The 25,266-nt window shown below is 66.3% G+C and carries 23 protein-coding genes; 14 read left to right on the top strand and 9 right to left on the bottom strand.

Going from position 1 to position 25,266, the window contains the following annotated elements:
• Positions 1-18: 18 nt before the first annotated feature.
• The 3 genes from PGN37_RS14360 to PGN37_RS14350 form a co-directional block, all read right to left on the bottom strand.
• The gene (locus tag PGN37_RS14360) at positions 19-627 is read right to left on the bottom strand and encodes an ABC transporter permease (RefSeq protein ID WP_335331694.1); all 609 of its coding nucleotides are present in this window, start codon (positions 625-627) and stop codon (positions 19-21) included.
• A gap of 18 nt (positions 628-645) precedes the next feature.
• Positions 646-882, bottom strand: a complete 237-nt coding sequence (locus PGN37_RS14355) for a hypothetical protein (RefSeq protein ID WP_335331693.1) — start codon at positions 880-882, stop codon at positions 646-648.
• A gap of 134 nt (positions 883-1,016) precedes the next feature.
• The gene (locus PGN37_RS14350; protein ID WP_335331692.1) at positions 1,017-2,090 is read right to left on the bottom strand and encodes a LacI family DNA-binding transcriptional regulator; all 1,074 of its coding nucleotides are present in this window, start codon (positions 2,088-2,090) and stop codon (positions 1,017-1,019) included.
• A 114-nt stretch (positions 2,091-2,204) separates the two neighbouring features.
• Here PGN37_RS14350 and PGN37_RS14345 point away from each other — a divergent pair, with 114 nt between their 5' ends.
• The 6 genes from PGN37_RS14345 to PGN37_RS14320 all read left to right on the top strand — a co-directional run bounded on the left by PGN37_RS14345 (position 2,205) and on the right by PGN37_RS14320 (position 10,511).
• Positions 2,205-3,359 carry a Gfo/Idh/MocA family protein gene (locus tag PGN37_RS14345; protein ID WP_335331691.1) on the top strand — a complete coding sequence of 385 codons (1,155 nt, stop codon included), beginning with the start codon at positions 2,205-2,207 and terminating at the stop codon, positions 3,357-3,359.
• On the top strand, positions 3,356-4,549 hold the full coding sequence (locus tag PGN37_RS14340; RefSeq protein ID WP_442932932.1) for a dihydrodipicolinate synthase family protein: 1,194 nt from the start codon (positions 3,356-3,358) through the stop codon (positions 4,547-4,549). Before PGN37_RS14345 ends, PGN37_RS14340 begins: the two co-directional genes overlap by 4 nt.
• A complete protein-coding gene (locus PGN37_RS14335) occupies positions 4,546-5,379 on the top strand; it encodes a sugar phosphate isomerase/epimerase family protein (protein ID WP_335331690.1) in 834 nt (277 codons plus the stop codon). Before PGN37_RS14340 ends, PGN37_RS14335 begins: the two co-directional genes overlap by 4 nt.
• Positions 5,376-6,467 carry a glycerate kinase gene (locus tag PGN37_RS14330; RefSeq protein ID WP_335331689.1) on the top strand — a complete coding sequence of 364 codons (1,092 nt, stop codon included), beginning with the start codon at positions 5,376-5,378 and terminating at the stop codon, positions 6,465-6,467. Before PGN37_RS14335 ends, PGN37_RS14330 begins: the two co-directional genes overlap by 4 nt.
• A 126-nt stretch (positions 6,468-6,593) precedes the next feature.
• Positions 6,594-8,057, top strand: coding sequence for an FAD-dependent oxidoreductase (locus PGN37_RS14325; RefSeq protein WP_335331688.1), 1,464 nt, complete (start codon positions 6,594-6,596; stop codon positions 8,055-8,057).
• Between the two features lie 111 nt (positions 8,058-8,168).
• On the top strand, positions 8,169-10,511 hold the full coding sequence (locus PGN37_RS14320; RefSeq protein ID WP_335331687.1) for a hypothetical protein: 2,343 nt from the start codon (positions 8,169-8,171) through the stop codon (positions 10,509-10,511).
• A 12-nt stretch (positions 10,512-10,523) separates the two neighbouring features.
• On the opposite strand, the gene PGN37_RS14315 is transcribed toward PGN37_RS14320, so the two are convergent.
• The 3 genes from PGN37_RS14315 to PGN37_RS14305 are packed head-to-tail and all read right to left on the bottom strand — an operon-like array spanning position 10,524 to position 13,782.
• Positions 10,524-11,804, bottom strand: coding sequence for an SLC13 family permease (locus PGN37_RS14315; protein WP_335331686.1), 1,281 nt, complete (start codon positions 11,802-11,804; stop codon positions 10,524-10,526).
• A 5-nt stretch (positions 11,805-11,809) separates the two neighbouring features.
• Positions 11,810-13,084, bottom strand: coding sequence for an MFS transporter (locus PGN37_RS14310; protein WP_335331685.1), 1,275 nt, complete (start codon positions 13,082-13,084; stop codon positions 11,810-11,812).
• Entirely contained in the window at positions 13,081-13,782 is a 702-nt protein-coding gene (locus tag PGN37_RS14305) for a hypothetical protein (RefSeq protein WP_335331684.1), read from the bottom strand. The genes PGN37_RS14310 and PGN37_RS14305 overlap by 4 nt, the downstream gene beginning before the upstream one ends.
• A gap of 280 nt (positions 13,783-14,062) precedes the next feature.
• Here PGN37_RS14305 and PGN37_RS14300 point away from each other — a divergent pair, with 280 nt between their 5' ends.
• The 4 genes from PGN37_RS14300 to PGN37_RS14285 all read left to right on the top strand — a co-directional run bounded on the left by PGN37_RS14300 (position 14,063) and on the right by PGN37_RS14285 (position 17,705).
• A complete protein-coding gene (locus PGN37_RS14300) occupies positions 14,063-14,380 on the top strand; it encodes a WhiB family transcriptional regulator (protein ID WP_335331683.1) in 318 nt (105 codons plus the stop codon).
• A gap of 46 nt (positions 14,381-14,426) precedes the next feature.
• A complete protein-coding gene (locus tag PGN37_RS14295; protein ID WP_335331682.1) occupies positions 14,427-15,866 on the top strand; it encodes an alpha/beta hydrolase in 1,440 nt (479 codons plus the stop codon).
• Positions 15,867-15,969: 103 nt separating this feature from the next.
• Positions 15,970-16,758 carry an SDR family oxidoreductase gene (locus PGN37_RS14290; protein WP_335331681.1) on the top strand — a complete coding sequence of 263 codons (789 nt, stop codon included), beginning with the start codon at positions 15,970-15,972 and terminating at the stop codon, positions 16,756-16,758.
• 53 nt (positions 16,759-16,811) lie between these two features.
• Positions 16,812-17,705 (top strand): helix-turn-helix domain-containing protein, encoded by an 894-nt coding sequence (locus PGN37_RS14285; RefSeq protein ID WP_335331680.1) that lies wholly within the window; start codon positions 16,812-16,814, stop codon positions 17,703-17,705.
• Between the two features lie 22 nt (positions 17,706-17,727).
• Here the strand turns inward: PGN37_RS14285 and PGN37_RS14280 are convergent, their stop codons facing one another.
• Positions 17,728-19,092, bottom strand: a complete 1,365-nt coding sequence (locus PGN37_RS14280; protein ID WP_335331679.1) for an MFS transporter — start codon at positions 19,090-19,092, stop codon at positions 17,728-17,730.
• A 68-nt stretch (positions 19,093-19,160) separates the two neighbouring features.
• Here PGN37_RS14280 and PGN37_RS14275 point away from each other — a divergent pair, with 68 nt between their 5' ends.
• Positions 19,161-20,243 (top strand): FAD-binding domain-containing protein, encoded by a 1,083-nt coding sequence (locus PGN37_RS14275; protein WP_335331678.1) that lies wholly within the window; start codon positions 19,161-19,163, stop codon positions 20,241-20,243.
• 9 nt (positions 20,244-20,252) lie between these two features.
• On the opposite strand, the gene cynS is transcribed toward PGN37_RS14275, so the two are convergent.
• A complete protein-coding gene (gene cynS, locus PGN37_RS14270; RefSeq protein ID WP_335331677.1) occupies positions 20,253-20,702 on the bottom strand; it encodes a cyanase in 450 nt (149 codons plus the stop codon).
• A 164-nt stretch (positions 20,703-20,866) separates the two neighbouring features.
• Positions 20,867-21,658, bottom strand: coding sequence for a M15 family metallopeptidase (locus PGN37_RS14265; protein ID WP_335331676.1), 792 nt, complete (start codon positions 21,656-21,658; stop codon positions 20,867-20,869).
• A 1,173-nt stretch (positions 21,659-22,831) separates the two neighbouring features.
• On the opposite strand from PGN37_RS14265, the gene PGN37_RS14260 reads away from it, so the two are divergent.
• The 3 genes from PGN37_RS14260 (at position 22,832) to PGN37_RS14250 (ending at position 25,264) form a co-directional block, all read left to right on the top strand.
• Entirely contained in the window at positions 22,832-23,815 is a 984-nt protein-coding gene (locus tag PGN37_RS14260) for a DUF2971 domain-containing protein (RefSeq protein ID WP_335331675.1), read from the top strand.
• 144 nt (positions 23,816-23,959) lie between these two features.
• On the top strand, positions 23,960-24,316 hold the full coding sequence (locus PGN37_RS14255; protein ID WP_335331674.1) for a hypothetical protein: 357 nt from the start codon (positions 23,960-23,962) through the stop codon (positions 24,314-24,316).
• Entirely contained in the window at positions 24,317-25,264 is a 948-nt protein-coding gene (locus tag PGN37_RS14250; protein WP_335331673.1) for an HAD family hydrolase, read from the top strand.
• Positions 25,265-25,266: the final 2 nt, after the last annotated feature.

Here is a 25,266-nt window from a genome sequence, read left to right as displayed (position 1 = left end):
TGTCTCCTGGTTTCCGGGTCAGGCTTGGGTGGTGGATGAATTGATGCGGCGCGACGAGTGCCACGGGATGAGGAGCTTCTCGGCGATCTCGATGATGGCGAAGAGCGCGATGCCCAGCGCGGACATGATCACGAGTGCGGCGAACAGCATTGCGGTGTCGACGTTTCCGTTGGCTTGCAGGATGACGTATCCGAGTCCCTCGTTGGAGCCGACGAACTCGCCGACCACCGCACCGGTGACGGCGAGGGTGGCGGCGACTTTGAGTCCCGACATCAACTGGGGCAGCGCGGCAGGAAAACGGATCTTGGCGAAGGTCTTGAGCTTGCTCGCACCCATGGTCGACGTCAGCTCGAGGATCTCGGGATCGACCGACCGCAAGCCGGCCAGCCCGGAGATGACGATGGGAAAGAACGCCATCAGGACGGCGACCAGGATCTTGGGAGACGTGCCGAAACCCAACCAGACGATGAACAAGGGCGCGATAGCGATCTTCGGGATCACCTGAGCGAACAGGATCAGCGGATAGACGGTCTTCTCGATGTTCGACGAGTAGACCATCACGACTGCGACGAAAACGCCTACCACGGTGGCGATCGCGAAGCCGACCACCGTCTCCCAGGTGGTCACCCAGGTGTTCTGGGCAAGTTACGCAGCGTTGTCGACGGCGGTCTGCCATGTATCTGCGGGTGAGGGCAGGATGTAGGGCGCGACGAGGTCGGCCTCGGTGACGGCCCACCACGCGATGAGGAGGGCGAGCAGCAGAGAAGACGGACGCCAGAGGCTCGACAGCGTGGCCATCGGCGACAGCGACCTCCGCGGGCGTTTCTGTTGGGCGGCGGGGCGCGTGGCCCGGCGCGATTCCGCGGGTGCGGTTACGGCCATGGATGAATCCTTGATTCGAAGGTCCGGGTGGGTGAGCACCCGATGGGAATGCGCTTTCCGAAGTAGTTCCGACACTAACGTGATGCAGCACACACTGTCAACGACGCTACCCGTCAAGCGCGCGTCAGCCGAGGTCAGAGCTGTGTACTGGTGCGGAGCACGACCTCGCCGGCAATGCGTTCGCGCAGATCGTCGGCCCCCGGATCGGTGCAGAGCGCGAGCTCCACGGCCCGCTCCCCGATGCGCTCGAGAGGAAGCGCCACCGTCGAAAGGCTCGGCCAATGGTCGCGCAGCGTGGGGATGTCGTCGAAGCCGGCGATGCAGACGTCGCGCGGGACCTCGAGGCCCAGCTCCCGCCACGCGGCGATGGCGCCGATGGCCATGACGTCGGTGACGGCGAAGACGCAGACCGGCGGGGTGCCCGCACCGGGGCTGAGCTGCAGCGCAGCGGCGAGCCGCCGGGCGGCCGAGTGTCCGCCGTCGCGGGTGAAGTCGCCAGAGACCTCCACCAGCGGAGTGATTCCCCGCCTGCCTAGTGCATCGACGAATCCGTTGCGGCGGTCCACCGCGGTGCGGATGCTGCCCGGCCCGCCGATCACGGCGAACTGGGTGTGTCCGAGCTCGACCAGTTGATCCGCGAGTTGCGCTGAAGCAAAGGCATTTTCGGGTTCGACGGCGCCGCCGAAGGCGAGCGGCTGACCGATGACGACGATGCGGCCGCCGTTGTCCCGGTAGCGCCCGAACTCTGTTTCGATGTCGCGGTCGAGGTGTCCGCTCTGGCGGGAACCGGCCAGCAGGATGGCGTCGGCGCGGTGCGAGATGAACGTGCTGACTGCGTCGCGTTCGACGTCGTAGTCACGGTCGGTGCTGGCGAGCAGCACCTGCTTTCCGGCCGCGCGCGAGGCCTTCTGCACGCCGCGGGCGATCGACGAGAAGTACGGGTCGGCGATGTCGTGCACGACCAGACCGAGGAGTCCGGTCGACGCCCGCGCGAGCGCTTGGGCCTGCGCGTTCGGTACGTAACCCAGTTCCTTCGCCGCCGCCCTGACCCGATCGGCGACGCCCTCCCCGGGTACACGTGCGGACCCGTTGAGCACCCGGGACGCCGTCGCCTGGGACACGCCCGCACGGGTCGCCACGTCCTGCAGGGTGACCGCCATCCGCACGCCTTCCTCGATCGCCACGTCGCGGGGCGAGTTTTCGCGCATGGGTTGACCGATGCGCGGCTGTCAGCTTACCTTGGAAAGCGCATTCCGAAGTGCAATCCACCGCCCTTTCGCACGGCGTCGTCGACGCCGCGCCCCACGATGGAGCACGTTCCCATGACCACTCCCCGCAAGACCCTGCGCATCGCCATGAACGGCGTCACCGGCCGCATGGGCTACCGCCAGCATCTGGTGCGCTCGATCCTGCCGTTGCGCGACTCGGGCCTGGTGCTCGAGGACGGCACCCGCGTGGCCGTCGAGCCGATCCTCGTCGGCCGCAACGCCGACCGTCTCGCCGATCTGGCCGCACAGCACGGGGTCGAGCACTGGACCACCGACACCGCCGCAGTCATCGCGGATCCGACCGTGGACGTCTACTTCGACGCCCAGGTGACCTCCCGCAGGGTGGAGGCGCTGACCGCCGCGATCAAGGCGGGCAAGCACGTCTACACCGAAAAGCCCACGGCCGAAACGCTGGTCGAGGCCGTCGAGCTCGCCCGGATGGCCGAGAACGCCGGGATCGTGGCCGGCGTCGTGCACGACAAGCTCTACCTGCCCGGCCTGGTCAAGCTGCGCCGTCTGGTCGACGAGGGCTTCTTCGGCCGCATCCTCTCGATGCGCGGCGAGTTCGGTTACTGGGTGTTCGAGGGTGACAGCCAGGCCGCGCAGCGGCCGAGCTGGAATTACCGTGCCGAGGACGGCGGCGGGATCACCGTCGACATGTTCTGCCACTGGAACTACGTCATGGAGGGCCTGCTGGGCAAGGTCGAAGCCGTCACGGCGAAGACCGTCACCCACATCCCGACGCGCTGGGACGAGGCGGGCAAGGAATACACCGCCACCGCCGACGACGCCGCGTACGGCATCTTCGAGATCGCCGGGGGCGTCATCGCGCAGATCAACTCGTCATGGGCAGTGCGCGTGCATCGCGACGAACTCGTCGAGTTCCAGATCGACGGCACGCACGGTTCTGCCGTTGCCGGACTGCGGAATTGCGTCGCGCAGCAGCGAGCGCACACGCCGAAGCCCGTGTGGAACCCCGACCTGCCCGCCACCGAGAAGTTCCGCGACCAGTGGCTCGACGTGCCGGCCAACGCCGAACTCGACAACGGTTTCAAGCTGCAGTGGGAGGAGTACCTGCGCGACGTGCTCGCCGAGCGGCCGCACCGCTTCGGACTGCTCTCGGCCGCACGCGGTGTCCAGCTCGCGCAGCTGGGCCTCGACAGTTCCGCACGCGGCGTGCGCCTCGAGGTTCCGGAGATCGTGCTGTGACCGTCACCGCGGACACCACCGCACGCATCGCGCTCCCCCTCGACGGCGCCGTACGTCCCTACCAGCTGTCCGCGCCGGGTGCGTGGCGACGGCCCGACGGTCCGATCACGTCGCGGATCGCCTATGCCGCAGCGCACGTCGTGCCGAGGGTGACCGCTGACAACACCCCTGGTGCGCCTGCCGATCTCGACTGGGACGCGACGCTGGCCTATCGGCACGAGTTGTGGTCCTACGGCCTCGGTGTCGCCGATGCGATGGACACCGCGCAGCGCGGGATGGGCATGAGCTGGGCCGCCACGGCCGAGCTGATCCGCCGCAGCGCATCCGAGGCCGCCTCCGTCGGCGGGCGACTGGCCTGCGGCGCGGGCACCGATCAGCTCGAGCTCGCCGACGTCCCGTCGGGGACGGCGGGTCTGACCACGGTTGCCGACGCCTACCGTGAGCAGATCGCCGCCGTCGGCGAGGCTGGTGCGCACGTGGTCGTGATGGCGTCGCGTGCGCTCGCAGCCGTGGCCGCCTCCGCCGACGACTACCTCTCGGTCTACCGGGCGCTGCTGTCGGAGGTGGAGCGCCCGGTGATCCTGCACTGGCTGGGTGAGATGTTCGACCCGGCGCTGCGCGGATACTGGGGAAGCACCGACATCGATTCAGCTACAGCCACATTCGTGCGTCTCATCGAGGAGAACGCGGACAAGGTCGACGGCGTCAAGGTATCCCTGCTGGACGCCGAGCATGAAGTCATGCTGCGCCGGGCGCTGCCCGCGGGAGTCCGGCTGTACACCGGCGACGACTTCAACTACCCCGAGCTGATCATGGGCGACGAGCACGGACACTCCGATGCCCTGCTCGGCATCTTCGCGGCGATCTATCCCGCCGCGTCGACGGCCCTGCAGGAGATCGACGCCGGTGACCCGGTGCGTGCCCGCGAGATCCTCGACTCGACACAGGAACTCGGCAGGCACATCTTCGAGGCCCCCACGTACTACTACAAGACCGGCATCGCATTCCTCGCCTGGCTCAACGGCCATCAGCCGGGGTTCGCTCTCGTCGGCGGGCTGGCCTCCGGTCGGTCGGTGACGCACCTGACCAAAATCTTCGTCCTCGCCGACCGGGCCGGACTGCTCGCCGATCCCGACCGCGCAGCCCATCGGATGCGAGTGTTCCTCGAGCTGAACGGGATCGCGCAATGAGCGGCACAGATTTCTCTCGGCTCTCGCTCAACACCAAGACCACGAACTCGTGGACTCTGCGTGAGGCGGTCGAGGGAGCTGCAGCCGCGGGACTGCCCGCGGTCGGGTTGTGGCGTGACCGCGTCGCCGAGGCCGGCGTCGCCGAGTCGGGTAAAATATTGGCCGACAACGGGATTCGTGCATCCAGCCTGTGCCGCGGCGGTTTCCTCACCGGGCTCGGCGACGACGCACTCGACGACAACCGGCGTGCTATCGAGGAGGCCGCCGCGCTCGGGGCCCCGGAACTCGTCATGGTCGTCGGCGGCGTCCCGGACCGAGACCTCCCTGGCGCACGCGCGCGCGTGGCCGACCGCATCGGCGCATTGGCGCCTCACGCCGCCGCATGCGGGGTCCGGCTGGCACTGGAACCTCTTCACCCCGTGTACTGCGCCGATCGCGCGGTGATCTCCACGTTGGCTCAGGCGCTCGCCCTCGCAGAGCCGCATCCGGCAGATGTCGTCGGCGTCGTGGTGGACACGTTCCACGTGTGGTGGGACCCGGAGTTGCCGCAGCAGATCGCCGAGGCCGGAAGGCAGGGCCGGATCAGCAGTTACCAGATCTGCGACTGGCTGGTGCCCATGGCTGCCGACCCGCTGATGTCGCGCGGCATGATGGGCGACGGTGTCATCGATTTCGCGTCGGTGACCGAAATGGTGTCCGCGGCGGGTTACCGCGGTGACGTGGAAGTCGAGATCTTCAACGCCGACGTGTGGTCTGCCGATCCGCGCGGCGTCGTGGAGACGATGAAGCAGCGGTATCGCGAGTTGGTGCTGCCTGGTCTGTCGGCGTGAAGGTGCTCGTCGCGCCGGACTCCTTCAAGGGCTCGGCGTCGGCGTCAGATGCCGCACGCGCAGTCGCGGCAGGCTGGCGTTCGGCGCGCCCGCACGACACCGTCATCGAACTGCCGCAGGCCGACGGCGGCGAGGGCACGCTCGACGCCATCGCCGCCGCCGGGTCGTGGCGCAGCCACCGCGAGCGGGTCACCGGTCCCGACCGCAGACCCGTGTACGCGCGCTGGATGCGCAACGACAACGGCTCGGCAGTGGTGGAACTCGCCGAGTCGTCAGGCATCACGCTGATGCCTGTCCTGTCGCCCGTGACGGCGACCAGTCGCGGCACCGGTGAGGTACTTGCGCGCGTGCTCGATTCCGGCGTTCACGATGTTCTGATCGCCCTCGGAGGATCAGCCAGCACCGACGGCGGGTTCGGCTTGCTGTGCGCACTCGGCCTGCGGGCGTTCGATTCGCGCGGCCGGCTGCTGGAGCACACGACCGTCGGCGCTCTCGACGCCGTCGCCACCGTCGACGCGACCGAGCTGCGGCCGGCGCCTGCGGGTGGGGTCGTCGCGCTCGTCGACACCACTGCCCCACTGTTCGGTCCTCGCGGAGCTGCTCATGTCTTCGGGCCACAGAAGGGCGCCGGGTCCGCCGTGCTCCGATATCTCGACGATCGCCTGCGGCACTGGTCGGATGTACTGGCCGCCGCAGGGCTCACGGCAGACCCGGGTGCGCCGGGGGCCGGGGCGGCGGGCGGCGGCGGCTACGCGCTGCTGTGCTGGGGCGCTGGATTCGCCTCCGGCGCCGATCATGTTGTGCGGAGGTCGGGTCTGGGCGATCGCATACCGAGCGCAGACCTGGTGGTGACCGGCGAGGGTCGATTCGACGCCACATCCCTCACCGGGAAGCTCGTCGGCCGGGTGCTGCAGAAGTGCGAGGCGGCAGGAACGCCCGCGGTCGTGATCGCCGGACAGATCGCGACGGACACCCCCGGCCATGCGGTGTCGCTCGCGGACCTCGCGGGGACCGTCGACGCCGCGCTGGCCGATCCGCTGCGCTGGCTGCGAGAGGCGGGGGCCGCGGCCGCTCACCGCGAGTGCTGAAGGTGCAGCTGGCAACATTTGGTAATCGCGATAGCCGCGCGGCCTATTTCTGCACACAGACGCCACGTTTTGCTTTGCTGTTGCGGGGCACACCTACGGAAGGTGACGAGCGAAGCGGGTGACGCGGTGGGCGATCTGACAGAGACCGAGAGCTGCGATGTGTGCATCGTCGGAGCAGGCCTGGCCGGGATGAACGCACTCGCGGTGGCCTCCGAATACCTCGGCCGCGGACAGCGGGTGATTCTCGTCGACCGCCGTTTGCGTGTCGGCGGAATGTGGGTCGACACCTACCCCTACGTCCGCCTGCACCAGCCGCACCCCTGGTTCACCGCCGGCGACATCCGGTGGACGCAGGGTCATGAGCGCAGACATCTGGCGACGCGATCCGAGGTGCTGGACCACTTCGCCCACTGCCTCGACGTCGTCCGCCGGCGGGTCACGGTCGACACCCTGTTCGGCTGGGAATTCGACGGATTCGCCGAATCGGACGGCATCGTCACGCTACGCGTGAGTGCCGCCGACGGCCGTACACGCACGATCACCACCCCGCGGCTGATCAATGCAGCCGGCTTCGCCATCACCCCGAACGATCCGCTACCCGTTGAGTCCCACCAGGTGCGCTCGGTGTCGCCGAACTTCTGCGACGTCGACGAGATCGCCTCCGACGGTGCGCCCGTGTGGATCGTCGGGGGCGGGAAGACGGGGATGGACACCGCACACGCGCTGATCACCGCCGACCCGCATCGTCAGGTGTCGATGGTCGCCGGTTCGGGGACCTACTTCCTCAGCCGCGACGAGACGTTCCCGCAGGGACGCAGGCGGTGGTGGTCCGGCACCCCGGCCAGCGCCTCGGGAGCCCAGATGCTCAGCCACTTCGACGGCACCAACGAAGACGAGGCCAACTCCTGGTTCCGCGACACCTACGGCGTCTGGCCCACCGAAGTTGCCGACACCTACGTGCTGGGCATCATGTCGGCCAAGGAGAGTCGGGCCATCGCCGCGGGCCTGCGAGAGGTGGTGATGGATCGGTTCTCCGACGTGACCGACGGCGTCGACGGCCCGGTGATGCGGTTCGCCAGTGGCCGCAGCCGCGGGGTCGCCCCCGGCAGCTGGATCATCAACTGCACGGGTTACGTGATGCGCGATGCCGGGCCTTATCAGCCGTACCTGTCGCCTGGAGGGTCGGTCCTGTCGATCCAACCTCGTTCGACGACAATGCATTTGACGTCGTTCATGGCGTACTTCATGACCCACATGCTCTACCGCGACCGGCTGGTGGACGCTCCCCTGTACGAGATGGACGCCATCGACCTGCGGGCGAAATCGAAAGTCATCCTGCCCTTCGGGATTCTGTGCCTGTCGCAGTACAACCTCAGCGTCATGTTCGACCGCCTCCCGACGTCGGTGTTCCTGCGGTGCGGATCCAACGTCGACTCCTGGTACCCGCTGACCCGCCAGCTGCGGGGGTCGGTGACCTTCCTGCTCCGGCACCGCCGTGACCGCGACAGCGCCCGCCGGACGTTGGACACGTTGCGCGAGCGCTTCGATCTGCGCTGCGGCCCCCTCGTCGACGGCACGCGCGCGTTCTGAACGGTTTGCTCCACAGGCTGGGAGCGAAGACGAGGGAAACCCCCGATTCCCTCCCAGGCATTTCCCAGGATGATTCGATGGGACACGACTGGGACTCGACGGGGAGGCGCCATGGACAAGAACACGCACATCGGACGGGTGGGTGCGCTGGCCGTCGCCCTGGGCATCGGCTTCGCCATCGTGGCGATACCCGGGGAGGCGTGGGCGGCGCCGGATGACACCAGCTCGGCAAGTGTCTCGACGGGTCCCAGCGTGCGCTCCGCCGCCGATGACGCGGCAGACAAGCCGGCGCGCCGCGGTCTGTTCACGAAGAGGGCTGAGTCGACGTCCGATGACGCCGCTTCGACGGAGAAGACACGCAATTCCGTTGCGACGAAACGCAAGCGGGCTGCGGTCACCGAGCCGCGCGATGACGTCGACGAGTCGCGCACCGTCGCCGACGACGCTCCGGACGTCGAACCGCCTGACGCCGTGTCAGCCCCGCAGCAGCCGACGCAAGTAACGAGACCCACCAAGCGTGTGACAACCGAGTCCGACACCGCCACCGTCGAGGAACCCGACGAGCCGGCGCGGCCCTTGGCCACGGCGCTCACGACGCTGTTCACCCCGAAGCTGACACCCCCGTCGACTGACCCCGCGGCACCGTCGACCACCGCTCCCCTGCTGTGGACGATGCTGGCGTCCGCTCGCCGCCAAAGCGTCGAGGCGAGCAGCAAAGCTGCGACAGCTAGCAGCGTGATCGCGGCCCGCGATGTCGCAGCCGCGGGCACGTCCGCGATTCCCGGTCAGGCCTACCAGTCACCGGTGATCGCCACGGACGGCACGATCTACCAAGTCACCACAGCCGCGGGCAGGGTCCGGGTCTTCGTGCTCGACAAGGACGCCCAGGTGCTCGCCGACACCGGCGACATCGTCGGCAACGTGCGTGGCGGTGCGGTGACCCGCCCCGACGGCACGCTGGTCCTCATCACCGCCAACGAGCGCGGCACCCGATCGACGATCTCGACCGTCGACAGCAGCGGCACTGTCACCACGGTCAGGACCATCACCGGGTCGCCCACCGGACAGGTGCGCGTGGGTGCCGACGGGGCGCTGTATTTCGCAACCAGACTGCCGCAGCCGTTCGACATGCTCGGCGCGACCTATCCCTATCGCTACTACCGCATCTCGCCGACGAACTCCGCTCAGACCCTGCCCTACACGACATCGCTGGGGTTGGAGGATGACGGGACGGCGTATCTGGTGTCGTCGCAGTTCGGTTCCTCGACGCTGCGGGTGTACACCCCCTCGGGAGCCACACGCACCATCGGGCTGCCCTACGGTTCGACGCCGAGCGCCCCGATCCTCGGCCAGGACGGCACGGTCTATGTACTGGCAAGTCAGCGAACGCTTTTCGGAGCCAAGACGACTAGGGTCTACGCCCTGGACGGCACCACCAGCACGGCGCGAACGGTCAACGGGCTGCCAGGCGCCACCGTGGTGACCGCCGACGGGCTGTATCTGGAGACCTTCACCTACCCAGGCACCACGGACAACGGCGCGGGCACCACCTACATCTCGAAGATCACCACCACCGGCGCCCAGACCTCGGATCCGATCACGGGCCGCGTCGCCGGCTTCACCTTCCAGGTCACGCCCGACGGCACCGTCTACGCGCCGATCACCGACCCGTCCCTGAACACCGGCGCCGTCGCGATCGTCGCGGCAGACGGCAGCGTCACCACCACCACCCTGCCGGGCCCGTTGGTGACCCGCACGGTTCGTACGAGCGGTGGGGCGACGACGGGCAGCGAGAACGTGGGGTACGTGAATTACCGCGCGGGCGGCATCGACCATGTGGCAGTGATCAATCCGGACGGTTCGATCGTCCGCACCATCGACCTGCCCGCGGGCGCGTCGGCGAGCACCGTGTTCTTCGGTCCGGACGGCGCGGCGTACCAACTTCTCGACTACCCCGACCCCAACAGCGGTCAGACGACGGCCCACCAGGCGATCGCTCTCGGCACCGGGACGTTGACTCAGGTGGTGCCGGGTAACACCGCGCAGGGCTCGTTCGGTGTGCAGTTCGGTCCTGACGGTGTCGGCTACTTCTTCACCGGGACTCCGAACTCGACGATCACCAAGATCGTCGGGTTCGATTCGGCCGGGAACACCGTGGTGCCGTTGAGCACGTTCCAGCAACCGGTCGACACGTTGACCCCGACCGGGGACTACCGGCTGTTGTCGTTCGATCCCAACGGCACCGCGTACCTGTTGGACTACACCGTCGCGTCGAGCGCCGGCGTGTACGCGCTGACATCGACCGGCGCACAGCTGGTTGCGCCGATCGATCGAGCCGGCGGCGTGAGCGCCACCGCGCCGGTGTTCACTGATGACGGAACGGGATTCGTGACGATCGCCGACCCCATCGGCAACACCCTCGTCATCAGCTTCCCGGCGGTGAGCACGGTCTGATCGATCGACTGGTCAGATCAGCCTTACCCCGACCCACAGCGCGAGCACACTGGCCACCAGTGCGGCCGGCACCGTGAGGAGCCCCAGCACTGTGTAGACCCGCAACTGCGGATCGGCACCGGCCGCGGCAGATGCCCTGCGCCACAGCATGATCGCCAGCGAGCCGACGTAGGTCAGGTTGGGGCCAATGTTGACCCCCAGCAGCACGGCAAGGATCAGGGCCGGTGGCGCATGCGTACCGATCGCGGCGAGCAGCAGCAGGGTCGCGGGCAGGTTGTTGACCAGGTTCGAGATCACCGCGGCGACGGCGGCCACCGCCAACAGCCCGAGCAGGGTGGGTTCACCCGGCAGGCGCTCCGCCAGCGCACGGCCGATCGGACCGTCGGACACGGCCACCACCACGACGGCCAATGCGAGGACGAACCCACAGAACAGCACGTCGGCCGCGGCCAGGGTGCGGCCCAGAGTGGTCCGCCGGGCCCGTAGCGCGAATCCCGCCAGCACCACGGCACCCGCGGCCGCCACCCATCCCGGTGCGACCCCGACGAACCCGGAGACCGCGAACCCAGCGAGCGTCAGCGCCAGCACGGCCAGGGCTGCCGTCGGCATCGGCGGCGAGGTCACGTCGTCCGCCACGACGGCCCGCGCAGCCCCCGGTGCGTCAGCCGGGGCACACAGCTGTCGTGCAAAGAAGATCCGAAACACGACGAACTCGGCGACGATCGACACGATCCACGGCAGCGCCATCACCGTCGTGAACTCCACGAACGTCAAACCCGTTGCGGCGAAGGCCAACAAGTTGGTGAGGTTCGAGACCGGCAACAACGTGGAGGCGGTGTTCGACAGGTGCGCGCTGGCGTAGGAATGCGGCCGCGGGTCCATCCGCAGCGCCTGCGCGGTGGCGATCACGACCGGCGTCAGCAGTACGACGGTCGCGTCCAGGCTGAGGATCGCGGTGGTCGCCGACGCCGCGACGAACACCAGGCTCAGCAGTCGCGTCGGAGATCCGTGCGATCCGCGCCGCAACTGATCGGCGATCCAGGCGAAGACACCCATGGCGTCAGCCAGATGCGCCAGCACCAGGATGGCCGCGAGAAACCCGACCGTGGGCGCCATCTCGGCGATCGCCGAGCGTGCGGCAGGCCAGCTGACCAGACCCACCACCACCGCGATGACGGCAGCGGGCAGGGCCGCGGCGATTTCGGGCAGCCCGCGCGGCCGCACCACCGCGAACATCATCACGGCCGCCACCAGGGCAACCGACAGCACCGTCGCACCGACTCCAGAGATCATCGGCCTCAGCCGACCGCGGTGGGTTCTGTTGTGACGTCGGAGGTTTCGGGCGGATCGTCAGACGGTGTGCGCGTCTCCGGTACGGCGAGCACCAACAGGACCAGGGCCGCCACGGCGATTGCCGTGAGCGCCCACATCGCGGCGCCGTATCCGGCGGCGGCGTCGATGGCGCCGGCGAGGGTGGGGCTGAGCGCGCCTCCGATTCCCTGCACCATCGTGGCCGCGCCGAAGGCGATGTTGTAGCGGCCGCTGCCGCGGGTCAGGTCGGCCACCATGATCGCGAACAAGGCTCCCTGCAGTCCGGCGCCGATACCGTCGAGAGCCTGCACAGCGATCACCTCACCCGGGTACTGCGCCAGGATGAACAGCACGCCGCGCACGGGGAGAACCGCGAAAGCCAACACCATCAACGGTTTTCGACCCCACCGGTCACCGCGGCGGGCCACCAGCATGGCCATCGGGATCATCACGACCTGCGCGACGATGATCAGCGCGGCTTGGTACAGGGCACCGTTGTTGGCGTCGCCGACGGCGAGCTTCTGGCCGGTGATCGGCAGCATCGCACCGTTGGCGAGCTGCCAAAGCCCCACGACGGCCGCGAGGATCAGCAGCGGGCGGTTGCGCAGGAGCACCCGAAAGCCCGACGGCTTGTCCTCTCCGTCGTCGGTGTCGTCTTTGGGTTTCATCCCGCGGGCCACGTCGTGGTTGATCAGTTTCGGTTTGATCAGCAGTGTGGAGAGGACCACGAAGATGCCGAACAGGCTGGCCAGCCAGAAACCCAACTTCAGACTGATGAGGTAGCCGGCCAGCCCGGCGACGGCGGAGCCCACCACGTTCCCCGCGTGGTTGAACGCCTGCATCCGACCGGTCTGCGCGGCATACCTTTTCGGCCCGACCATGCCCAGCGCGATCGCGGCGATGACAGGACCGAGGACCACCCCGGCGATCCCGGTGAGCAGCTGGGCGGCGGTGACGACCGCGAACGTCGGCTTCAACGTCACGATGAACGTGCCGAACGATGTCAACGCAGCGGCCCCGGCCAGCAGGGCCCGCTTGTACTTCGTGGCGTCGATCAGGGCGCCGGCCGGGGCGTTGAGCAGCAGCCCGACCGCACCTCCGAGGGTCAGGATCAGGCCGATGTTGGCCGGGTTCCAGGTCTCCTTGTTGATCAGGTAGACCCCGAGGAACGGGCCGAGGCCGGCCTGGACGTCGGCGAGAAAGAAGTTGACCCCGTCGAGCGCCCACAGCGATCGCCGGAGTTCGGGACTGTCGGTGGTCACACCGGGTCCCCGGTCAGCGTCCAGGAGCCGTAGCGCCGGGTGCAGGTTCCGTTGGGCGCCATGCCGTAGAGAGCGACGTCGGTGAGCAACCCGCTGAAGTCTGCGGGGGCACACAGTGTCCCGAGATCGACGCGGCTGGTCTCGTCGACCGGCCAGGTCAGCGTGACGTGCGGATTGAACCGGTCGTCCTGGTCGTCGGAGACGTCGTCGAACCCGTAGGTGCGCAACTGCCGAACGCGCGCCGGATCCTTCGGGTTCGGGTCCTGCAGGACGGCCGCCAGCGGGTTACCTCCGGGGTCGAGTTCACGAATCCGACCGCGGCGCAGCGGTTCCGCCGCGGTGACGACCGCACGCTGGACTGCCCGGAACTCGTCGGAGCGATCGAAGAACACCTCGGGCGCACCCTCGTGGTTGTGGCGGTATTTGACGGCCGAGGCCGCCACCGGGGTGACAGTGCGCGCTGCATCAGCGACCGCCGCAGCCACCTCCGCGACCTCGGTCTCGTCGACCGCCATCATGAACAGCGAGATGTGCGGCTCGCACGGACCGTCGTCGCGGCCGGGAAAATCCTCGCCGAGCCGGAAGGCCGCACCGCCGACGTCCGACATCGCGTCGGCCAGGTGATTGCTGGTGGCGACCGCGAGGTCTCTCAGCTGCGGCGGCAGGATGAGGACGACATCCAGTGTGATCACGCTCAACGTCAATTCCCCCGTGTCTAGAGGTCGGCGGCGGGTGGACACGCGCCTTGTCTCGCGTGGGCTCGGATCTTTGCCGTCAGTGATGTTGACCGTGCGGCCTGAAGCCAACCTGAAGATGACGAGATGTCACCTGTGAGTTTTGCTGGCAACTTGCTGTGAAAGGGGTTGCGGCGCAGCCGGATCTGACAGCCGGGTTGTAACGACGCAGAGGGGTCGATCGAACTCTCCTGTGACTGCTGTGGCCAAAGGTGCCGCAGCGCGTGAGTCACGGAGGACGCTGATGACGCGCCACAGCAGCTATCTGGCCTCGTTCGCGCGGACGCATTGCCTTCGGTTGCCCCCGCCCACCGAGGACGCGTGGAGCTGGCAGCTGAGGGGAAAGTGCCTCGGCTACCCGGTCGAGGTGTTCTTCCCGGATGACTCGTCACGAGCGGTGATCCACAGAAAAGAGAAGGCCGCCAAGCTGATCTGTCGCCAGTGCCCGGTTCTGCAACAGTGTCGCGACCACGCGTTGCGGACACCCGAGCAGCACGGGGTGTGGGGCGCCACGACTGCCGGCGAGCGCGCGCGACACCTTCTCCACCGGTCCGCCGTCTGACGGCGGCGCTTGGCAAGTGCACAGCTAGCGTCGGCACGATGGGTGGATGCCCCCGCCGACGACGACGCCGACGCCGCCACCACCGTTGCCGCAGCTCCCGGCTCCCGACTTTCACGGATTCCAGCGAGGGATCTCGTTGCTCGGCGGCTGGTTCCCGCTCACCGTCGAAATCGTCGCCGTCGTGGTGCTGATCGCCGTCATCGGCTGGCGGACCCGGCGGTGGCGGGTGGTCTGGGTGCCGATGTCGATCGTCGTCGGGGTCCTCGTCGCGCTGGCGGCCCGCACCTACATGAACTCCGAGGGGCTGGCGTCGGACCCCGCACCGTTCGTGCTGTGGGTGTGGACGGCGGTGTTCGGAGCGACGGTCGCGATCGCGGTGCTGGGCTGGCGCACCACCAGATGGTGGCGGCGGGGGCTGTCGGTGCTCGCCGTACCCCTGACATTGTTGGCCGCGGCGATCTCGCTGAACCAGTGGGTCGGCTACTACCCGTCGCTGCAATCGGCCTGGGGTGCGATCACCGCGGGCCCGCTCCCCCATGAGGTCGACATGTCGGCGCTTCCCTCGCTGCGCAACACCACGCCCGATTCGGGGAAGCTGGTGAAGGTCGACATTCCTGACATGGCAAGCGGTTTCACGCATCGCAGCGAGTACATCTACCTGCCGCCCGCCTGGTTCGCCGGTGACACCCCACCGCGACTGCCGGTGGTCATGATGATCGCCGGAGAATTCAACACCCCGGCAGACTGGATGCGCAGCGGCACTGTCATGCCGATCATCGACCAGTACGCCAGCCAGCACCGGGGCCAGAATCAAGGCCAGACCCCGATCTTCGTGTTCCCCGACGTCGGCGGCAGCTTCAACAACGACACCGAATGCGTCAACGGGCCGCGCGGCAACGCCGCCGACCATCTCACCGAAGACGTGCGCCCCTACCTCGTCGCCAACTACGGCGCATCCGACGCGGCGATCAACTGGGCGGTGGTGGGGTGGTCCATGGGCGGCACGTGCGCGGTGGACCTGACCGTGATGCATCCGAATCTGTTCGCGACGTTCGAAGACATCGCGGGCGACCACGGCCCGACCGCGGGCACCAAGCAGCAGACGATCGACCGGCTCTACGGCGGTGACGCAGCGCAGTGGGACGCCTTCGATCCGCGCACGGTGATGGCCGCGCACGGCCCCTACACCGACGTCGCGGGCTGGTTCGAGGACACCGTCGCACCGGCGAACGCCGACCAACTGATGAAGAACGCCGGACTGCACCGGCCACAGTCGAGTTCCCCGTCGGGATTCGGCGGCCATGACGGGGAACGCGACACCGACGAGTTGGGCGCGGCCGAGGACCTCTGCGCAGCGGGTCAGGCCGTGCAGATCTCGTGCTCCGTACACAAGATCATCAGCTTCCACACCTGGCAGTTCGCCCAGCGCGCCTTCTCCGACGCGCTGCCCTGGCTGGCCCAGCGGGTGCAATCGCCAAGCGCATGAGCTAGGCCGTCCGAATACCGGTACCACCAGAGCCTTTCTGATGGCCGAGTCCCGGGCTTAGCGTGTCGTGACTGACCGCGTCGCCACCGATGGGAGCCACCACATGTCATCTCACACAAGTCTTTTCGATCTGTCGGGCAAGGTTGCTCTCGTCACCGGCGGCACCAGCGGAATCGGGACGATGATCGCCCGCGGCCTCCTCCAAGCGGGTGCCCGCGTGATCATCGGCTCGCGCCGGGCACAGGCGTGCGCACGGGCTCAGGAGCTGCTGTCCGAATTCGGCGAAGTCACGGCGATCCCGGCAGATCTCTCTCGGCATGACGAATGCCGGCGTCTCGCCGAGACCATCACCGTCGACGGCGGCCCCCTCGACATCCTGGTCAACAACGCGGGAGCGATGTGGCGCGAGCCGCTGACGAGCTTTCCCGACGAGGCATGGGACACCGTCCTGGATCTGAACCTCAAAGCGCCGTTCTGGCTCGTGCAGGCGCTGCTTCCGGCACTTCAGCGGGCGGGCACCGCCGACGATCCGTCGCGGATCATCAACATCGGCAGCATCGCTGCCATCCACGTTGCGCAGTCGCCCAACTATTCATATGCCAGCAGCAAGGCGGCACTGCACCAGCTCACCAGGGTGCTCGCCCGCGAACTGGGCCCGCACCACGTGACGGTGAACGCCGTTGCACCAGGGGTTTTTCCGTCGCAGATGATGGAGGGCACCCTCGAGGCCATGGGCGACACGATTCGGGCTGCCACGCCCCTGCGTCGGCTCGGCCGCGACGACGACATGGCGGGTGTGGCGGTGTTCCTCGCCAGCAGGGCCGGGGCGTTCATGACGGGCGCGATCGTGCCGGTCGACGGTGGGATCGCCACGACTGCGTCGGGCGTCTAGCGGGGCACCCGCAGTACCTCCCGCCCCGGGCGGACCGGCCGTACGGTGTGGGGATGACGACGACGGACGTGCGCGCCGAGATTCGGGAGTTCCTGACGTCGCGCCGCGCCCGCATCACACCCCAGCACGCGGGCCTGCCGGCCTACGGAGGGAACCGCCGGGTCACGGGTCTGCGGCGGGAGGAGGTCGCGCTGCTGGCGGGGATCTCGGTCGACTACTACGTGCGGATCGAACGCGGCAGCCTGGCAGGAGCGTCGCCCGAAGTGCTCGACGCGGTGGCTTCCGCCCTCCAGCTCGACGAGGCTGAGCGCCTCTACTTGCTGCACTTGGCGCGGCAGTGTGGGAAGCCGAGGAGGACGCACCGCGCCTCGGCAGAGGTGGCGGTGCGTCCGGGCCTGCAGCAGGTCATCGACGCCATCACCGACGCTCCCGCCTGGATCCGCAACTGCCGCTTCGACGTACTCGCGATGAACCAGCTCGCCCGCGCGCTCTACTCTCCGATACTGGCCGACAGGCGCCGCCCCGCCAACATCGCGCGGTTCGTCTACCTCGAACCCAGTTCTGCACGAGAGCTTTTCGTCGACTACGACCAGATCGTTCGCGACGTCGCGGCGAAACTCCGGATGGAAGCCAGTCGCACCCCGCACGACGAGGACCTGATCGCGCTCATCGGCGAACTGTCCACCCGCAGTGAGCCCTTTCGGCAGCGGTGGGCATCGCACGATGTGAGAGTTCTGCGGACCGGGCGCAAACGTCTACACCATCCCGTCGTCGGCCGGCTCGACCTGGACTACGAGTCGATGCAACTGGCCGCCGAACCCGAGATGCATCTGAACGTCTACACCGCAGCCGCCGGGACGCCGGCTGCAGACAGCCTCGCCGTCCTGGCATGCTGGGCGGCCAGCCAGGAGGCTTCCGCGACAGAGCCGGCGAAGACGTTGCACTAGCTCGACGCCGACCGACCGCCCGCTATGGAACGAGTTGCTCGATGTCGTCGAGCGAGGCGTCTCGCGTCTCGCGCATCACCAGGAGAGCAATGCCGGTCAACAGCGCGGCGCACATCAGGTAGACGCCCACCCACGCCACCCCGTAGGAGGTGGCCAACCATGTCGCGACGAAGGGTGCGATCGCCGCGCCCAGGATGCTGGCGACGTTGTAGGCAACACCCGACCCGGTGTACCGCACGTTGGTCGGAAAGAGTTCGGGCAGCACAGCACTCATCGGCCCGAACGTGAGGCCCATCAACGTCATGCCGATGATCAGGAACACCAACGTCGAAGTAGTCGTCGCCGATGCCGGATCGAGCAGCAGCCCGAAGGTGGTGCCGTAGACGATGATCGCGGCGGTGATCACCAGCAGCGTCACCCGGCGACCGAACCTATCGGCCAGCAGTCCGGTGACCGGCAGCATGGCAGCGAAGAAGAGCACCGAGACGATCTGCAGCTGAAGGAATTCGAGATAGGGAATGCCCAATCCCCCACCGGTGGCGGCCTTCTTGCCGGTGCCGAAGCTCAGCGCCCAGGTGGTGACGACGTAGAACAACGTGTAGGTGGCCAGCATGACGAACGTGCCGATGATCAACTGACGCCAGTGGTTGCGGAACACCTCGGCCAGCGGTGCGCGCACCCGCTCGCCGCGGGCGATCGCGCGGGCGAACACCGGGGTCTCGGTCAGCCGCAGTCGGACGTAGAGCCCGATCGCCACCATCACCGCGCTGAGCAGGAACGGGATGCGCCAGCCCCACGTCAGGAACGCGCCGTCCAGATCCGGGCTGGCGGTGTTGAATCCCAGCCACAGCACCAGGATCAAGAACACGCCGTTGGCGAGCAGGAATCCGAACGGGGCGCCGAGTTGCGGCCACATGGCCGCCCACGCGCGCTTGCCGGGTTTGGCTGTCTCGGTGGCCAGCAGGGCCGCGCCGCTCCATTCGCCGCCGAGCGCCAGGCCTTGGCTGAAGCGCATGATCGCGAGCAGCGCCGGGGCGAGCAACCCCACCTGGTGGTAGGTGGGCAGCACGCCGATGAGGAATGTCGCGATGCCCATCACCAGCAGCGAGGCCACCAGCGTGGTCTTGCGTCCGATCCGATCACCGAAGTGTCCGAACAGGATTGATCCGACCGGACGTGCGACGAAGGCAAGGCCGAAGGTCGCCAGCGATGCCAGCAGTGCCGTCGTCGGGTTGCCCTTGGGGAAGAAGAGGTGCGGGAAGACCACGACGGCAGCGGTGGCGTAGGCGTAGAAGTCGTAGAACTCGATGGTGGTGCCCACCATCGAGGCGACGACGATCCGCCCGCGGGGCACGCCGTCGACTAGGTCCGGTTCGCGTGTGGTCATGGGTGAACATCCTTGCATTCGCCGCGCGTGACCGGAGCGTGTCCGACCCCGTGGCTACCCTCGGCGGGGTGGAGTCGTTTGCCGTGTCTCGTCAGGACGTGCTGGACCGGGTGTCGGGAATCGATGCCGCGCGCTATGCGCGGACGCGCAATTTCACCGACGGCGGCACGCAGATCTCGCCGTACCTCACCCGCGGGTTGGTGACGTTGCCTGAGGTGCGCGATCTGATTCTCGAGCGGTACACGCCGTCGCAGGCGTACAAGTTCGTCTTCGAGTTGGCGTGGCGCGAGTACTGGCAGCGGGAGTGGACGTTCCTCGGCGACCGCATCTTCACCGACGTCAAGCGCCCGCAGCACCCCGTCAGCTCGCGGCGGATGCCCCGAGCCGTGCGCGACGGCAACACCGGAATCGACGCGCTCGACGCCGCCGTCGGGAATCTCTACGACACCGGCTACATGCACAACCACGCTCGAATGTGGTTGGCGGGCTTGACATGCAACATCGGCCGCACCCATTGGTGGGAACCCAGCCTCTGGTTGTACTACCACCTGCTCGACGGCGACCCCGCCAGCAACAGCCTGTCGTGGCAGTGGGTGGCGGGCACCAACAGCCACAAGAAGTACGTGCCGGCCCAGCAGAACGTCAACAAGTACTCACCGATGACGCAGCACGACACGATCATCGACCACAGTTACGGTGTGCTCGCCGAGATGGCGGTTCCCGATGTCCTCACCGAACGCGTGGAGCTCGACCTCACGTGGACGCCGCCGCCGAGCGACGAGCCGGTGGTCGACCCGGCCAAGCCCACGGTGCTCTATCACTCGTTCTGGCTGAACGCCGCATGGCGCCAGGACGTCGACGCCAACCGGATCGTCCTGCTGGAACCCAGTTGGTTCGACCGCTTCCCGGTCTCGCCGATGGTCACCGACTACGTGGTGCGATGCGCGCAGCAGATTCCGGGCGCCCAGGTGGTGGTCGCCGAGTTCGACGACCTCGACCTCGGGGACGACGTCGTCCACATGCGACATCCCTCGGTGCCACATTGGCGCGGCACCGCCGACGAGATGCCGCGGATGTTTCCCGACGTGCCGGAGAAGTCATATGCGTCGTTCACCAGCTTCTGGAAGCAGTGCGAGCGGACGACGCGGTAGGCGTCCGCGTCACCAGCGGTAGTCGAGGAACTTCCCGTCGAAGGTGACCACGACACGGTCGCCGTCCGGATCCGCGCGGCGCTTGATGTCGACCTTGAAGTTGATGGCGCTCATGATGCCGTCACCGAACTCCTCGTGGATCAGCTCTTTGAGCGCGGGCCCGTAGACCGCGAGCGCCTCGTGGAATCGGTAGATGGTCGGATCGGACATCAGCGCGGGGTCGATGCCACGGCTGGGTTGCAGCTGCAGACTCTCGGCCACGGCACCGTCGAGGTCGAGCAACGCGCACACCCGCTCGGCTTGAGCGGCCGGCATGGGGTGCTGGCCGAGCAGGGCGGCCACGCACCACACCAGTGGCGCGTCGATCTCCGTCGCGATGTCGGACCATTCGAGCTTCTTGCGGATGCGAGCAGCCTTGATCAGTTCTGCCGCTTCGCTTTTGGGCATGATCGGGGTCATCGAGCATTCCGTCCTATCGTCGACTCGCCAGCGTCGATCAACATGCCGCCGAACTCGTTCGGGCTCACGAAGGGTTCCCTGATCGTATTGCCGATTCGCAACAGCGCATGAACAGTCGTGTTGCCACCAGCTCACAACCAAGCCCCAGATTGCGTGAGGGCTCGTCAGCGGGACGGGACGGCGGCCCTGTCGACGGGGAAGTCGAAGAAGGTATCGGGGTGCGGCTCGTCGGCGAGAGTGAAGTGCCACCACTCGCTGTCGTAGAACTCGAACCCCTGTGCTTCCAACGCATCCTTAAGGAGGAGTCGATTGGACAGTTGTGCGCCGTGAATGCGTGGGTCGAAGGTGTGACTGAGCGTGTCGAAGCAGTCGAAGCCGGTGCCCATGTCGATGCTGTTGTCAGGGAAGCGAACCGGTTGCGGTGCAGCACAATCCACCAGGGGTTGACCGACGATGTAGGGCGGGGTCGTCGCGGCCGGCAGGCGAACAAACGTCAGGTCGACGGTGCTGCCGCGGCTGTGACCGGATTTGTCGGCGATGTAGCCGTCGGCGAAGAGGGTGGTCTTGTTCACCCGGGGGTAGAACTCGGGCTTCATCCTCTGATCAGGGATGTCCTGGGCCCAGGCGACGAAATCGTTGACGGCGCGCTGGGGCCGGTAGCAGTCGTACACCTTCAGCGAATAGCCCTGCGGCAGCAGGGCGCGCTGCGCGCGGGACAGCGCGTCGGCCGCCGGTCTGGTCAGGATGCACAGCGGCTCCGTATAGCCGGTGACCGGGTCGCCCGTGAAGTTGTGCGGCGTCGAGTATCGGATGTCCTGCAGGATCGTCGGGTCGATGTCGGACAGCACGACGAAATCGGCGGGCGCGGTCGGCTTGGCGGGCTGTGCTGCGACTGTTGCGGATAACGCGACGGCGGCGATGAGGAGTGCCGCACATATGGCGAGGAAGCGGGTCATGGGGGCCGGGGTACCCGCAGATGGGTCGATTTTCTCCGCTGCTGATACGTGCTGGTGGGGCGGGTTGGCGCCGCCCAATGATCGAGCCGTCATCGCTCTCAAATTAGGTCTCCCGGCCGTGCCCCCAGGCGGACTCAACCGATATCGCCGGGTTGATCAGGCCGTGACTTTCACGCATTACGTCGACGACACCCGTGGGCGTGCGGCGACGGCGTCGCTCCGCGTCGTTCAGACGACGGGATTCTGGGTGGCGGGTTCCGCTACTCCTTGCGGTTACCGTCAGCCACAGTGGACGCGGTGGGACCATGCGGGTTGATGCCGGTGTAGCGCACAACCCGGAAGGCGGCCTTCTGTCGGATCGTGGGCGGCGCTGCCAGAGGGCTCCGGGGCCACCACGGCGGACCCGGAATCTGCGATCGCAGCGGCTGGAACAGGGAAAAAAGCAATAAGTGGTGCGGCGAGGGCGGCTAGAGCAACCGCGCGATGGGCCTTCATGGCAATGTCCCTCCCTGCGCGGCCAGAATGCCGGCGCTGTCGACACGGTAATGCGCAGCATCAGCCGAACGATGGCATTCAGCAAACTCCAATATCAGTTTCAGCTAATCGGAAGCTCGCAGACTCCTCAGGCAGCGAACTCTACGATGGCTTCGACCGAACCAGGTTGCGCGCCGATGCACGACCCGCTGGGAACGAGTCGAGCGTCGGCGTCGTCCGCGTAAGGAGATCAACGCAGCGAGCCCGAGCTCGTGAGTGCGGCCTCGTCGCAGGAAACGCACGGTAAGAAGCCGAGACTGGTACGAACGACGACGGGGTGGCGACGCAAGAAGCAGGACCAGGTCCTTCGTGCACGATCTTTGTGCCCCCAGTCGGACTCGAACCGACACTTGGCGGATTTTAAGTCGCTGTTTCCGATCTCTTAGCAGTGGCTGCACTGCCGCCGGGAGACCCGGCAGCGGCCACAAAAGCCCATTTCAGACCGTAGAGGAACGGCATCGGCGACCATCTGCGCCTGCACGGTCCGTTGCCGCATGTCCGCAGGTTGTTGTACGGCTGCTGACGCGGTGCTGACACAACACTCGCGGTCCGACTATTGACGATCCGATTCGCCAGCGGTCCTGCCCAGGCGCGCCGGGCCAGCCAGCCGTGTCGGCTCTCGGCCATAAGCTCGAAAACATGACGGATTCACCTGAGATGCTCTACCACTACACAGATGCGGGCGGATTTGCAGCGATCATTGAGCAAGGAATGCTGCGGGCAACTGACATCCGATTTCTTAACGATCCGTTAGAACTAAAGTATGCATGGGAAGAATTGATCTCTTCGCTTACGAGAGCGAAGGCGGAGAAACCCGAATATTCCGAGGCCTACGACGTCGCCTTGCAGGCAATGTCGATGACGGATTCCATTGATCCGGACGCGATTGAAGACCGCATCTTTTCTACGTCCTTTTCCGAAGATGGCGATGAGCTAAGTCAGTGGCGGTCGTATGCCGATGACGGCCGAGGCATGGCCTTGGGGTTCGACACGGAATCGGTTACATTGCTACAGGTTCCCTACTTCCACCACGCACCGAACGGTCGATTGGTGCAGATTGAGGCAACTCTCGGGAACACCGACCAGCAGATCCCTTTCACGTGGGGCGCGTTCACACAGCCAGTCGGGTATGGCGACGAGGCACGCAGGCGCGCTATCGACCAAGTGATATTTCAAATTGAAAGGTCATGCGGAAAGAACGGCGAAGGACTCCTTCCGAACAGGCTCTACAACGTAATCAACCGAATCCCACTCTTTCTGTCCATGCTCGCAATGGTGAAAAAGACAACATATCTGAGTGAGCGAGAATGGCGCTTCACAGTTGCAGAACACTTCGGCTCGTCGTCACTAGCAATGAAGAAAGCCTTGTCAGAACTCGAAGAATTCAGGTGGGCTGCGCAGGGCCCGCTTCAGACGGTTGACGTCAAGTTCCGGGCAGGCGGACGCGCTGGCATTAAGCCATACACCGAAGTCCCCTTTGAGCAATCCGCCCTAGCCCAAGTCGTGGTCGGTCCCAACATCGAGAGCCGCGAACTAGCGCTGTCCACGATGCGGCGGCTGCTGGATCGCTACGGCTTCCGCCATACGCAAGTTGTCGCCTCTGAACATGCGTACCGCGCCTGAGCCCGCCAGGCGTGGGAGCCCATCGAACGCGCGTTCGAAACTATGTCAGTGGTGCCGCATACATTGTCGGGCATGGCAACCAATGCGCCCGACTCGCAGGACGGAATGACTGCCCGAATGAAGATCAACTCCTACACTTGCGGCATGACGGACGCCGGAAGCGCGACCAAGAGTTCGGTTCCCGCCAGCGCGATCGCCAGCGCTATCGCCGCTCGGTGGAGCGAGCAAGACTCATCCGACGTGGAAATGCTGGCTCCGACGTTCGTATATCTCCGTCAGCACCGCCTCTTAGAGAGCGTCTTCGATGACGCCGCATCTGCTAGCGACGCGTTGGAGACACTCACGAAGGTGCGGAAATCGGGGGTAAACGTAGCCGTGATACTTCCAATTGTCGAGTTGGGCCGCGCACACGAAGCCTTATGGGGTACCGGCCTGCTACTCCACGGCTGGGTTGAACACGAAGATGGGACAGTGCGGTTCACTGGACCTGAGGTCGCGTGAGTGCCACCGCCTCTCACCCTTCAGAACGTCATAGCTTTCATCTGGGACTTTGACAAGACGCTAACGCCCTCATATATGCAGACGCCGATATTTGAGCGATTTGATGTTGACGAGAGTACCTTCTGGCGAGAAGTAAACAGCCTCATCGACTTCTACGCGAAGTTTGACCTTCAAGTATCGAAAGATACTGCCTACTTAGAGCATACGCTGCAATATGTTCGAGACGGCAGGTTCCCCGGATTGACAAACGCCATGCTGCAGGAGTTGGGCGCCCAGGTTCCCCTGAATCCTGGGATGCCAGATTTCCTGCAGCGCACAAAGAATGTCATAGCAACCCACCCGCGATACAGTGGTCACGGAATCACGCTGGAGCACTACGTAGTTTCAACCGGATTCCGAAAAATGATCGAAGGTAATGCGATTCGTGAGCACCTCGACGGTGTGTACGCGTGCGAGCTCCTGCCAGCTCCGGCGACGGTCTGCGGCGATGAGAGCACCTTCGATCCAAACGGAGTACTAACTCAAATCGGCTACACCATCGACAACACGACCAAGACGCGCGCCGTCTTTGAGATCAACAAAGGCGTCAATAAGCTGCCGGGGGTAGATGTCAATTCCCTTATAGCCGAGGAAGACCGGCGGGTGCCATTCACAAACATGGTTTACATCGCCGACGGACCGAGTGACATTCCAGTGTTCTCCGTAGTGCGGAAGAGTGGCGGCCAAACGCTCGCAGTTCACCTTGACAACGATAAGTCTTATGACGACGTTCAAACCCTTCAGGAAACTGGGCGCGTAAATCACACCGCTCCAGCGGACTACAGAGAAGGCAGCGAGGCATACCGCTGGTTGATGCGGGCGCTGACCAAGATCGCCGACAAAATCTCCGAGCAGCGTGAGCAGAGTATTGCCAGCATCGTGGCTCCACCAGGTCACATCACCGGTTAAGC

The organism is Mycobacterium kyogaense (assembly GCF_036946525.1).
GTDB classification, from domain to species: Bacteria; Actinomycetota; Actinomycetes; order Mycobacteriales; family Mycobacteriaceae; genus Mycobacterium; species Mycobacterium kyogaense_A.
The sequence above is the reverse complement of the archived record's forward strand: the minus strand, read 5'-3'. Positions and strand labels throughout refer to the sequence as shown.